This window comes from Limnobacter sp. (assembly GCF_046297615.1).
Taxonomy (GTDB): Bacteria; Pseudomonadota; Gammaproteobacteria; order Burkholderiales; family Burkholderiaceae_B; genus Limnobacter.
The window spans coordinates 251,002-262,963 of the sequence record NZ_JBKBHM010000004.1 but is presented as its reverse complement, the minus strand read 5'-3'; the positions used below and the strand labels follow the sequence as shown (position 1 = coordinate 262,963).

The window sequence follows — 11,962 nt, the reverse complement described above, 5'->3', positions numbered from 1 at the left end:
GACATGCCCAAAGTGAATCATCCCGCCCATGTTGATGGCGATTATTTTGTGGACTACGAAGAGAAAGTATTTGAGGACGTGAAAGCGGAACCGGGTCAGAAGGCGCTGGTGACGTTTCACACCGTTGCGTTTGAGGGCTCCATTGGTTTTGTAAACCTGTTGCAAGCCACCCGTTTGAAGCGCAAGGGGTTTGACACTTCTGTGCTGTTGTATGGGCCCGGTGTGACCCTGGGCGTGCAGCGCGGATTCCCCACGCTGGGCAATGAAGCATTTCCGGGGCACCTCAACTTCAACAACCAGATCAAGAAGTTCATGGGTGAAGGTGGCAAGGTGTACGCCTGCCGGTTTGCGTTGCAGGCCCTTTACGGCCACGGGGAGCCTTCATTGATCGAAGGCATTCGCCCCATCAACCCTCTGGATGTCATGGACTTGGTGTTGCTGCACAAGCGCGACAACGCGGTGATCATCGACACCTGGACACTGTAAGTGGCTCGGCGGTGGCCACCACTGGGTGACCCCGCCAATTGGCATTTTTGGGGGTAAAAAACCATGACTCAGCCCAGAACAGTTCGGGCCGCGGCGGTGCAGATTGCACCTGATCTACAGAACCCGGGGCAGACCATACAGCGTGTTTGCCAAGCGATGGAGGAGGCCGCAGCACAGGGCGTGCAGATTATTGTGTTCCCGGAAACTTTTGTACCGTATTACCCCTACTTCTCGTTTGTATCGCCCCCTGTGCAGCAGGGCAAAGAGCATTTGCGTCTCTATGAACACGCAGTGTGCGTTCCGGGTGAGGAGACCGCTGCAGTGTCTGCTCTGGCAGCCCGGTACAACATGGTGGTGGTGCTGGGTGTGAATGAGCGCGATCACGGGACTTTGTACAACGCACAGATTGTGTTTGATGGCACCGGCGAAATACTGTTGAAGCGCAGAAAGATCACACCCACTTACCACGAGCGAATGGTGTGGGGGCAGGGCGACGCCTCTGGCCTGAAGGTGGTGAAATCCGCAGTGGGGCGAATTGGTGCCTTGGCCTGTTGGGAGCATTACAACCCCTTGGCCCGGTATTGCTTGATGGCACAGCACGAGGAAATTCATTGTGCACAGTTTCCAGGCTCATTGGTGGGGCAGATATTCGCTGACCAAATGGAGGTGACCATACGTCATCACGCGCTTGAGTCAGGCTGTTTTGTCATCAACAGCACGGCGTGGCTGACTGAGGAACAGGTGCAAAGCATTTCTCAGGACCCCGCTTTGCAAAATGGATTAAGGGGAGGCTGTTTCACTGCGATTGTCAGCCCGGAGGGCCGACTGTTGGGTGAGCCAATTCGATCGGGCGAGGGGATGGTGATTGCCGACTTGGACATGGCCTTGGTGACCAAGCGCAAGCGAATGATGGACTCCGTGGGGCATTACGCCCGACCGGAGTTGCTGAGTTTGTTGGTGAGGGACGGGGCCTCAACCCCGATGAGAACAATCTCGGAGAGTCATCATGCTGAGTACTGAGCTTCAAACACTGGGTTTAAGGCTGGAGGACCCCTCTGTCGGTGCCCAGAGCCGACGCGGTGGTGCCGGTCCGTCTGATCACAAAGCGGTGGTGATTGACGGTGAAACGGTGATGGTTCCTGTCCACACCCACACAGCCTGGGAGTCCCCATTTGTGGCAGGGCGGCCGGATGCCAACGGGAAAAGTGAACTGCGTAAACATGGCATTCCAATCGCCGTGATCGACTTTCCGCGGCAGCCCAGGTTCTATGGCTTGACAACGGCCGAAGGTGTTCCGTACGAAAAGATTGCAACGCTGCACAGCAGTGATGTGTTGGCCACCACTGTTTTGCAAACCTGTATTCGATATGAAAGCAGGAACAAGACCTGCAAGTTTTGCTCCATTGGCCAGTCATTGGCTGCGGGCAGAACCGTTGAGAGAAAAACGCCCCAGCAACTGGCCGAAGTGGCCAAGGCGGCCGTTGAGCTGGATGGTGTGAAACAGATGGTGATGACCACAGGCACCCCTGCAACACCCGATCGCGGGGCGGCCATCATGGCCGAGAGCGTTCGGGCTGTGAAGGCTGTGGTCGACCTTCCAATTCAGGTTCAGATTGAGCCACCCGACCGGTTTGAATGGTTTGATGTACTCAAACGCAGCGGCGCCGATACCCTCGGTATGCACCTTGAAGTCATTTCCGACGAGGTTCGCAAGTTGATGATGCCGGGCAAGGCAACGGTGCCAGTGAGCTATTACATGGACGCTTTTGACGCCGCTGTTGAGGTGTTTGGCCGTGGCCAGGTCAGCACCTACATGATTGCGGGCTTGGGCGACACACAGTCAGACATCGTTGACATGTGTCGTGTGTTGATTCAGCGGGGCGTGTATCCCTTTGTGGTTCCCTTTGTGCCAATTGCAGGAACACCCATGGAGAGCCACCCGGTACCCACTGCCCAGTTTATGCAAGAGGTGTTGAAACCCGTTGGCGCGATGTTGCGTGAGGCCGACCTGCTGTCCAAGGATATGAAAGCCGGTTGTGGCAAATGTGGTGCATGTTCCACCCTGAAGACTTTTGAAGCGTAAGCCTTGGAGCGAGGTGCTGTGATGTTTATTGCGGAGATGGGCGGCGAAGAGTTTTCGTACAGCGAGTGCCACATCAAATTGGCACAGGACGATTGGTCTTTCAAGCAAGCACTGAGTCTGCGAAACCAGGTGTTTGTGGTGGAGCAGGGTATTTTTCAGACCAGTGACAGCGACGTCTTTGACAGCACTGCACACACCTTGGTGGCCACCATTGGGCTGTTGGGGATTCCGGACGCAGTGATTGGTACGGTGAGAATTCATGAGCAGGCTCGAGGCGTCTGGATGGGCTCGCGCCTTGCGGTGGACCGCGAGTATCGATCGGTGAAGGGCCTTGGCAAGGCCTTGATCAAGATGGCTGTGTGCACCGCTCAGGTTCAGGGTTGCCAGTCGTTCTACGCCAATGTTCAACTCCAGAATGTGGAGCTGTTTGAGAAGCTGGGCTGGAATGCACTCGGTACGGCCAATGTCCATGGTGTCGATCACATGTTCATGCAGGCGGACCTGTCCAGATATCCCCTCGACTTCGACCCTCTTGATGGCGCGGTCCATGTGTTCAGGCGTTCTGGTGAGTTCAGCACCGGTGGGTTGCAGCGATGAGCCCGTTACAGAGCCTTGTGCGGACCGTTCAGCAGAGCAAAGGCGTCGCGCACAAGCAGGACATTGCGATTGGCATGGATGAGTTGGCAAAAGCCGAGCCCTGCCAAGCCACATGTGAGGTGGGCGACGATTGCGCTGCAATCAAATCCCGCGATGGCTCTTACACCCTGTTGGCCATTGAAGGGTTCATGAATGAGTTTGTTCAGGATGACCCTTGGTTTGCGGGGTACTGCGGGGTCATGGTCAATGTCAGTGACATTGCAGCCATGGGGGGAAGGCCAACCGCTGTGGTGGACGCGGTGTGGACTGCCGATTCGCAGCAGTTAAAGCTGATTCTTCAAGGCATGTCGGTGGCTTCTCGCCGTTACCAAGTGCCCATTGTTGGTGGGCATACCAATGCCAGGAATAGCCATGCCCAACTGGCTGTGTCGATCCTGGGCCATGCCGATGTTCTGTTAAGCAGTTTCAAGGCCGAGCCCGACGATGTGTTGATGGCTGTCATCGACCTGCGGGGCAACTACCGTGGTGCGGGGAACAATTGGAATACGAGTACGGAGGCGCCCGCTGAGCGCCTGAGGGCTGACCTTGACTTGATGCCCTGGGTGGCTCAGCAGGGCATTGCCCAGGCCTGCAAGGACATCAGCATGGCTGGGCCCTTGGGCACGGCGTTGATGATGCTGGAATGTTCAGGTTGCGGGGGTGAGTTGTGGCCGGATGCGTTTCCGCGTCCAACCGGAGTGGCCTTGGAACGCTGGATGCAGACATTTCCCAGCTTCGGTTTCATCTTCAGTGTCAAGCCTGCCAACGTGGATTCGATGAAGAGGCTGTTTGCCCAGCAGGAATTGCCGTGTGCCGAGGTGGGGCGTGTCGCCACGGGCACTGAGGTCTGGGTCAGTCAAGCCAATCAGAGAGAACTGCTCTGGGATTTTTCAGCAAGGCCGTTGCTGGCGTGTCAGCAGGTGAACAAGTTGCCGGAACAGAAAGGGGATGTGTATGCCAGTGGTTCGATTTGATGTGATGTGGCCCGACGCGACGGTGATGCGATGCCAATCGCCATCCACCATCATTCGCAGTTTTTTCTCTGACGGAGAGGCCTTGCCCCTGGCGCAGTTCATGGCCAGCGCTGAGCGCGGGCTTAATGCTGCCAGCGAAAGGGTAAGGGAAAAATATGGATTCGCTTGCTCGGCAGCGTCGGATCAATTGGAGATCATTCAGCGCAAAGCGGAGGAATTCAAGCAGTCCTCAGACGCCGTGGTGCAAGTGATCAAAGTCTATTGATGGAGAGTGATGTGAATAGAGAACAAGGCAGTCTGAGAGATCATTATTCAGTCGCGGTCATCGGCGGTGGGCAAGCTGGCCTGTCGATGAGCTATCTGCTGAAAAGCCGGGGCATTGATCATGTGGTGTTGGAGCGCAACCAGATTGGGCACAGTTGGCGAAATCAGCGGTGGGACAGTTTCTGTTTGGTGACGCCCAATTGGCAATGTCAACTGCCTGGCTTTCCGTACTCAGGGCCTGAGCCCTACGGGTTCATGAAAAAGCAGGAGATTGTGGCTTACCTGGAAGCGTATGCGGCATTGTTTCAGCCCCCTGTGCATGAGGGAGTCTCTGTGCGACTGCTTCGCAAGTTAAGCGATGGGCTGTTTGAGATTCAAAGCACACAGGGAACCTTCACCGCCAATCAGGTGGTGGTGGCCGTGGGTGGCTATCACCGACCGAGAGTGCCGCGGGTGTCGGAGAAACTGCCGTCACACATACTTCAGATTCACTCGTCGGAGTATCGGAACCCGGGGCAGTTTCCTCCGGGCAAAGTCTTGGTCATTGGTTCGGGCCAAAGTGGGTGCCAGATTGCTGAAGACCTTCATCTGGCGGGCCGTACGGTGCATCTTTCGGTCGGCAGTGCTCCTCGCGTGGCAAGGCGTTATCGGGGTCGGGATGTGGTGGAATGGCTGGCCGACATGGGGCATTACGACATGCCTGTCGAGTTGCATCCGCAGAAGGAGGAGGTACGCGGCAAGGCCAACCACTATGTCACCGGTCGTGATGGGGGTAGAGACATAGATCTGCGCCTGAGGGCCAAAGAGGGAATGACCCTGCATGGGCGACTGTTGGATTGCACCGAGGGCCTGATGCGGTTCTCTGACGACCTGGGCAAGAACCTCGACAATGCCGACCAAAGCAGTGAAAACATCAAAAACATGATTGATGCCTTCATCGCCGACAAGGCGCTGTCTGCACCCGTTGAGCCCCGCTACACGCCAGTATGGCGACCGGAAGGCGGACCAAGCGCTGTTGACCTGACTGGGGACAACATCGTTGGCATTGTCTGGTCGGTGGGTTTTGAGAGCACTTTTGACTGGATCGACCTGCCCATTTTCAATGGAAAGGGCTACCCAACTCATTATCGCGGGGTCAGTCGAGAGCCCGGTGTGTTTTTCCTGGGCTTGCCCTGGTTACATACATGGGGCTCTGGCCGGTTTTCCGGGGTTGCGCGTGATGCGGCGTATTTGCTTGCGGAAATTGAAAAGCAGCTGGCAAAGGTTCAAGAAGCCGTTGTCTAGCAGCGCGCGGCATTGGGTGGAACGACTGATTGAAGGTGAAGTCGTCAAGAATGGGGGGATATAAATAAATTCTTAAACTTGCATCTGCCCGGGTTCCTCAGGTGTTGTACAAAGAATGCCTTTCAAAGGTGTTGCCAAGGTATCTTTGTTGTAAAAAAACCGAGTAGTGAGGGGAAACATGAAATCATTCATGGAAAGTGGGCAATTCAATTTCAAGAGACAACACATCAGCCTGTTATTGGGGGGTATTCTGGCCGCAGTCAGTCTGACTGCACTGGCGTCCAGCCACCGTGAGGCGCCGTCGATCACGACAGCGCCCAAGGTCGACGGTACTGACTTTTACATGTTCAGGAGCTATGAGGCCAACCGTTCCGACTACATCACATTGATCGCGAACTACCAACCGCTTCAGGATGGATACGGCGGTCCCAACTATTTTTCCATGGATCCGAATGCGCTGTACGAGATCCACATCGACAACAACGGCGATGCGCGTGAAGACATTACTTTTCAGTTTAATTTCCGCAACAATTTGCGCAACCTGACCCAAACCATTGGTGGGCAGGCGGTCAGCATTCCCTTGATTCAGCAAGGCCCAGTCAGCGGCCTGGGCAGTACCAACCTGAATTTGAATGAAACCTACGGCGTGACTGTGGTGCGGGATGGACGTCGCAGCAGCAACCGTTCATCGGTGGTCAAAACCACTGGTGGCAGTGCAACATTGGAAAAGCCCGTGGATTACATTGGCGAGAAGACGCTTGGGAATGCTTCTGCATATCAAAGCTACGCCGATGCACACGTCCACACCGTCACAATTCCCGGCTGTTCATCGTCAACCAACCAGGCACGGGTGTTTGTAGGGCAGCGTCAGGAAGGTTTTGCCGTGAATCTGGGCACGATTTTTGATTTGGTCAACGCACCGTTTGCCGTCATTTCCAACCGAGCCAATGCCAATGCGGCCGCAGCCAATTCCATTCAAGACAAAAATGTGACCAGTATTGCGCTGGAAGTACACAAGGATTGTCTAACCCCTGGTTCAGAAAATGTCATCGGCGGATGGACGACTGCCAGCCTGCGTCAATTGCAAGTGGGTGATGGAGTGCCTGCCCAAGGCCACCAAACTGCCGTGAAGGGCGGTGGGGCCTGGGTTCAGGTGTCCCGTTTGGGTATGCCCTTGGTCAATGAGGTGGTGATTGGTTTGAAAGACAAAGACCGCTTCAATGCCTCCAAACCCACAGGTGATGCCCAGTTCTTGAGTTATGTGTCCAACCCCACCTTGCCTCAGTTGATCAGCCTGGTGCTTACCGGAAACGCGGGTGCTGCGCCCACCAATTTTCCGCGTACAGACCTGCTGAATGTATTTCTGGCCGGGATCCAGGGCGTCAACCGCCCCGCCAATCTGGTGTTGTCGGAAATGTTGCGCTTGAATACCGAAACACCAGTCACTCCGATCGGAAGTCAAAATACCTTGGGCTTGGCTTTTGGTGATGCAGCGGGTTTCCCGAACGGTCGTCGACCGATTGATGACGTGGTTGATATCTCTTTGGTGGCGGTGATGGGGGGCTTGTGTGTTGCCAACGGCAACAACAACGATTTGAAGCTGAATACTGTGCCGGGCACAACGCTGGCCTCAAGTTGCAACCCATCCAGCGTACCGCTGGGAAATACCTCGCTGAGTATTCATGATGCCGTGGATCAATCCAGGGTACCGTTCATGAATCGCTTCCCCTACTTGAGCACGCCTACACCAGGCTCAGGCACACCAGCGCCAACACAAACTACTTTGGTCAACTAAAGGGGGCGATGATGGCTAAAAAAAGTAGGCTAATCATGGCAGCCAGTCTGGTGGCTCTGGGCGTCATTGCAGCCTGTGGCGGCAATGACAATCCCTTGTTCAACTTGGGCACCGCATCCAGCGATGGGGTGGTAAGCCCTGCCGAAGCCACGCGTCTGCTGGGTACCAGCAGTGAAACCGGGGAGCCAGAGAATGTCAGCACTTTGGCTTTGACCACTTCGGACGAGGCTGAGCCCTTTGACCTGCCCGATTAAGGCGGGTCTGTAGGTTGATGGTTGATTAAGATCATGTCGGGGCCTTGGGGCCCTGACATGTTTCTAGCGGTCAATCAGTACTGACACAAACTGACTTGAAAAACTGTCTCCCTTGTCTTCCGTGATTAACGCCCTGAGCAACGCAAGCCCTTGCGGTTTCAGCAATAGTTTGACTTTGCCGTTGGTGTCGGTTTTTGACCAAAGTGTGATGGGTATTTGTGGGTGTTCAAGACCTACTGACACCCCAGCCAAAGGTGATCCATTTTTGAACAAGTAGATGTCATCACCGGAATTGGGTTTGCTCACGAACTGAGCGATGTCCGGTTGGTAAAGCGGACTGTTGATCTGAATCACTTTCAGCTGTGCTGATTTGAAGTAGTTTTCAATGAACTGTTCGTTGCGTTTGGCTTTGTTCACCAGCGCAGGGTCAACTTTGTTTTCGGACAGATGTTGAACACCTTGCTTGGTCGTCAATGTGATCTGTGTGGCTTTCAATTGCGCCAGGCAGTTCTCAGGAGGGGAGGGCAGTGAGAAATGCGCAGAGTCCGATGGGGTGGCGAGTGCTTTAACGCCCAGTGGTTCGAACTGACACTGAATTCTGTCAATGTATTGGCCGACGACTTCAAGTTCTTGAGTGGGGAAGTGATGGCCCGTGGACAACTTCAGGTAGCCCGCCTCGGGCGAGACCCAAGTCAAGTGAGCCATTGCACTGATCGGAATAACCAGCAATACACCTAACGTGGTTGACTTAAACATGCAGCACCTTCAGATCAGCAAATATCGATTCAACAGGCTTTATCCTAATGCGATTCATGGCCTTGGTTTTGTCGCGACCCTCTCCTTGAGTCTTCCGGCGCATTCACACGGGGTTCATTTCGATGCCCAGGAGTTGAATGAGGTGTCCGTCAGTGACGACATTGAAGCCATCCATGCGTTGGGCGGTGTCACCAGTTCACAAGGGGTGTTGGGGCCTCAGCGGCTGGCCGGCCAGTCGTTTGCTCGGTCCTCGGATGTGTTGGAAACTGTGCCGGGCTTGAATGTTACGCAGCACTCGGGCGGGGGCAAGGCCAATCAATACTTTCTTCGGGGTTTCAGCCTCGACCACGGCACCGACCTGTCCATCAAGTTTTTGGGTGCTCCACTGAACCTGCCTGGGCATGCCCACGGCCAGGGCTACACCGACTCCAACATGGTCATTCCTGAACTGTTGTCCAGAGTCGAGTATCGAAAGGGACCGTATTTTGCGCAAGATGGCGATTTCAGTTCAGCAGGTGCCCTGAACCTTGACTATGTGTCTGAAGTGAAAAGAGGGCTGGCTTCATTGACGGTCGGCGAATACGGCTACTTTCGGACCCTGTTGGTTGATTCAGGCCGTTTCAATGACGATCAGACCACCGTTCTGTATGCCTTGGAGTTGAGCCGCAACAATGGGCCTTGGGAGGTGGCTGAGAACAACAGAAAGTCGAATGTCGTCCTGAAGGTGAACCATCGGCTTGGTGGCCAAGATCGCCTTGAAATCCAGTACTCCGGATATGAGTCGCAGTGGGTGGCCACAGACCACATTCCAGAAGAGGCTGTGAAACAGGGCGTGGTTGGCCGTTTTGGCAGTTTGGACCCCTCTGCCGGAGGGATGACCAAACGCCATGCCCTCTCGGCAGGGCTCAATTTCGTTGGTGATCAATCGATCACAGAATTCAACGCGTATGTCGCGGATTATTCCCTGAACCTCTTTAGCGACTTCACTTACGGTTTACGTGACAACACGCCATTTGGTTTGCCCGGCGTGTTGTCTGACCAGTTCAATCAAGCAGACAGCAGGACCACTTTTGGGGGCGGTGTGAATCACACCCTGTTTGAGAATCTGTCCTTCGTGCGGTCACAGTTGGTCGTGGGCGCAGACTACCGCTTAGACTCAGTGGATCGTGTGGACCTGTATGACACGGTGGCGCGGGCACGAGTGGCTACACGCAGCGAAGACAAGTTTCAGCAAAGTAATTGGGGTGTGTTTGTATCCCAGCAGATACAACCTGTGCAATGGATGAAGTTGACAGGCGGAGTTCGATATGACCTGTTCCGTGTTGACTTGAACGGCCAATTCGACGATGACAATGATCTGATGACCCCGAACGTGTCGCGCAGTGGCGTTCGAGACGCTGGTTTGGTGAGCCCCAAACTCAGCGCAAGTTTCAAACCCTTCGGTGAAGCCACCGAGTTGTTTGTTGCGTACGGTCGGGGTTTTCACAGCAACGACCCTCGCGGGTTATTCACATCAAGCCCCGTCAATTATCTTGCGCGTACGCGAGGCGGTGAATTTGGCGTGAAGTTCATCAACCCTGCCAAAACATTCAACGCATCGGCCACAGTATTTCAGCTTGAAAGTGAGTCTGAGTTGGTGTTTGTCGGGGATGCCGGAACGACAGAGCCCAAAGGTGCGAGTCGACGAAATGGGCTAGAGCTGGTGGCTAGTTACCTGGACCGTAAGGGGTTTCAACTGGATGGATTTTTCGCTGTCGTAGACGCAAGGTTTATCGGCGTTCAAGACCAGGGCATTCCGAATGCAATCAGGCAATCGGGTGCCTTATCACTCAGCCAAGCCATTGGAGACTTCAAGCTCGGTTACAAACTGAGGTATTTGGGCAGCGCACCCTTGGTCGAGGATCGCAGCTTGCAATCGGACTCCGTGATCAATTCCGATGCCTTTCTGAATTACCGGGTCAACAAAGATCTCAACGTTACCTTGTCCGTGTTTAACCTGTTCGACCGTGAGAACAGCGATATTCAGTACGCGCAAGATTACGCCATTGCAGGTACGCCAGGTTTTGGACGAACCTTTCATCCAGCGGTGCCGCGCCAAGCCCGCTTGACGGTCAACCTCCAGTTCTGATTAGTCGCTTGCTGAGCTGTCCATGGCACGCACAAGTAGTCGGGCTGTCAAGGTGTGGCAGGTTTGGGCCGATAACCCAGTCGTCGATAACGGCATAACCCAAGGTGACGAATGCAACCACCACGCCGATGGCCTACACTGACTTATGCTTTGGTCAAAGTAGGTGGTTCAAATTGAAGCAGGTGGTGATCTTTGATGGGGTCTGTCATTTGTGCAATGGCTCGGTTCAGTTCATTCTGAAGCATGAATCTGGCCCTGCCTTGATGTTCGCCCCTTTGCAATCAAGTACAGGGGCCCGTTTGTTGCGCGAACTGGGCTTCGACCCTAAAGATGTGACGACTTTTGTGTTGATTGATCGGGATGAGGTGTTCGTCCGTTCTTCAGCGGCCATTCGGCTGGCCACTTACCTTCGTTGGCCTTGGTGCTTGTTGCGTTATTGCGTGGTCGTCCCCCGGCCAATTCGAGATTGGGTGTACAACACCATTGCACGCAACCGCTATCGCTGGTTCGGCCGAAGCACCGCGTGCATGGTGCCCAGCGCCGGGTTGAAACATCGCTTTATTGTGGACTAGGCATTCATGACCGGTGTATGTCAGCCGCTGCAATCACAGTTTCCAGTTTCTCGTCCAGGGCGATGCCCGTGCTGTTGAGCACCCCAGCCAGCATTTCATAGTGGCCAATCAGCATGACCACTTCCAGCAATCGCCGTGTGTCGTAAAAAGTTTCCAGTGCAGCCCATGTCGCACTGCTGATCATTCTGTCGCTGTGGAATTCGTCACAGGCCTGCATCAGGGTCTGGATGCGTGGCTCGAAGGTGGTGGATTGGGCGCCCAGCGGTACGTTGCGCACATCTTCTTCGCTCAGCGACGTTCGCAGGCCAATGTCCACATGCTGGCCCCATTCATAACGGCATCGGCAGTTCCAGCCCACACGCAGGATGATGAGCTCGGTGTCACGCCGGGCAATTTCTCCGTAGGGCATCAGCCGTGCAGCAAAACCCAGCCATGCCCTGAATAGCCGGAAGTTACGCAGCATCATCATGAACAGGTTGGAGGCTTCCAGTTTGCCGATGCGGTTTACCAGCCGAATACCAAAGCGGGCGGGCAGGCTCAATTCATGAGCTTGCAGAGGGGGTACACGAACCTTGCCCGGGTTTCTCCAGCCACCTGGAGGGGCAATTTGTGCATCAACACTGACAGGAACTTGTGGGGTATTGGCCATGGTGTGTGAGGTTCAGAAGTGCGTTGGCCTTACTTTGCCTGACTTTTTGGCGGCTGGGCAACGTGGTAGCATGAAGCTGTT

General features: G+C 54.8%; 13 protein-coding genes. 11 read left to right on the top strand and 2 right to left on the bottom strand.

Translation table 11 applies throughout. The features are described from left to right. The first annotated feature begins 3 nt into the window (after window positions 1–3). The 9 genes from ACK4FF_RS10305 to ACK4FF_RS10265 all read left to right on the top strand — a co-directional run bounded on the left by ACK4FF_RS10305 (window position 4) and on the right by ACK4FF_RS10265 (window position 7,776). Entirely contained in the window at window positions 4–486 is a 483-nt protein-coding gene (locus ACK4FF_RS10305; RefSeq protein WP_409708475.1) for an MSMEG_0572/Sll0783 family nitrogen starvation response protein, read from the top strand. Between the two features lie 63 nt (window positions 487–549). Beyond that, window positions 550–1,506: a Nit6803 family nitrilase gene (locus ACK4FF_RS10300; protein ID WP_409708472.1), complete on the top strand. Its 957-nt coding sequence runs from the start codon at window positions 550–552 to the stop codon at window positions 1,504–1,506. After that, window positions 1,493–2,569 carry an MSMEG_0568 family radical SAM protein gene (locus ACK4FF_RS10295; protein ID WP_409708469.1) on the top strand — a complete coding sequence of 359 codons (1,077 nt, stop codon included), beginning with the start codon at window positions 1,493–1,495 and terminating at the stop codon, window positions 2,567–2,569. Before ACK4FF_RS10300 ends, ACK4FF_RS10295 begins: the two co-directional genes overlap by 14 nt. 21 nt (window positions 2,570–2,590) lie before the next feature. Continuing rightward, window positions 2,591–3,166 carry an MSMEG_0567/Sll0786 family nitrogen starvation N-acetyltransferase gene (locus tag ACK4FF_RS10290; protein WP_409708466.1) on the top strand — a complete coding sequence of 192 codons (576 nt, stop codon included), beginning with the start codon at window positions 2,591–2,593 and terminating at the stop codon, window positions 3,164–3,166. Next, window positions 3,163–4,179, top strand: coding sequence for a sll0787 family AIR synthase-like protein (locus tag ACK4FF_RS10285; RefSeq protein ID WP_409708462.1), 1,017 nt, complete (start codon window positions 3,163–3,165; stop codon window positions 4,177–4,179). The genes ACK4FF_RS10290 and ACK4FF_RS10285 overlap by 4 nt, the downstream gene beginning before the upstream one ends. Continuing rightward, window positions 4,160–4,444: an MSMEG_0570 family nitrogen starvation response protein gene (locus tag ACK4FF_RS10280; RefSeq protein WP_409708459.1), complete on the top strand. Its 285-nt coding sequence runs from the start codon at window positions 4,160–4,162 to the stop codon at window positions 4,442–4,444. Before ACK4FF_RS10285 ends, ACK4FF_RS10280 begins: the two co-directional genes overlap by 20 nt. Then, a complete protein-coding gene (locus ACK4FF_RS10275) occupies window positions 4,444–5,727 on the top strand; it encodes an MSMEG_0569 family flavin-dependent oxidoreductase (RefSeq protein ID WP_409708456.1) in 1,284 nt (427 codons plus the stop codon). The genes ACK4FF_RS10280 and ACK4FF_RS10275 overlap by 1 nt, the downstream gene beginning before the upstream one ends. 178 nt (window positions 5,728–5,905) lie before the next feature. Beyond that, entirely contained in the window at window positions 5,906–7,522 is a 1,617-nt protein-coding gene (locus ACK4FF_RS10270; protein ID WP_409708453.1) for a DUF4331 domain-containing protein, read from the top strand. Window positions 7,523–7,557: 35 nt separating this feature from the next. Beyond that, window positions 7,558–7,776, top strand: coding sequence for a hypothetical protein (locus ACK4FF_RS10265; protein ID WP_409708450.1), 219 nt, complete (start codon window positions 7,558–7,560; stop codon window positions 7,774–7,776). A 63-nt stretch (window positions 7,777–7,839) separates the two neighbouring features. Here the strand turns inward: ACK4FF_RS10265 and ACK4FF_RS10260 are convergent, their stop codons facing one another. After that, a complete protein-coding gene (locus ACK4FF_RS10260) occupies window positions 7,840–8,532 on the bottom strand; it encodes a hypothetical protein (RefSeq protein WP_409708447.1) in 693 nt (230 codons plus the stop codon). 85 nt (window positions 8,533–8,617) lie between these two features. Here ACK4FF_RS10260 and ACK4FF_RS10255 point away from each other — a divergent pair, with 85 nt between their 5' ends. Both ACK4FF_RS10255 and ACK4FF_RS10250 read left to right on the top strand, forming a co-directional pair. Then, on the top strand, window positions 8,618–10,660 hold the full coding sequence (locus ACK4FF_RS10255) for a TonB-dependent receptor (RefSeq protein ID WP_409708444.1): 2,043 nt from the start codon (window positions 8,618–8,620) through the stop codon (window positions 10,658–10,660). 128 nt (window positions 10,661–10,788) lie between these two features. Continuing rightward, the gene (locus ACK4FF_RS10250; RefSeq protein ID WP_409708730.1) at window positions 10,789–11,232 is read left to right on the top strand and encodes a thiol-disulfide oxidoreductase DCC family protein; all 444 of its coding nucleotides are present in this window, start codon (window positions 10,789–10,791) and stop codon (window positions 11,230–11,232) included. Window positions 11,233–11,236: 4 nt separating this feature from the next. On the opposite strand, the gene ACK4FF_RS10245 is transcribed toward ACK4FF_RS10250, so the two are convergent. Then, window positions 11,237–11,881 carry a carboxymuconolactone decarboxylase family protein gene (locus ACK4FF_RS10245; RefSeq protein WP_409708441.1) on the bottom strand — a complete coding sequence of 215 codons (645 nt, stop codon included), beginning with the start codon at window positions 11,879–11,881 and terminating at the stop codon, window positions 11,237–11,239. Window positions 11,882–11,962 lie beyond the last annotated feature (81 nt).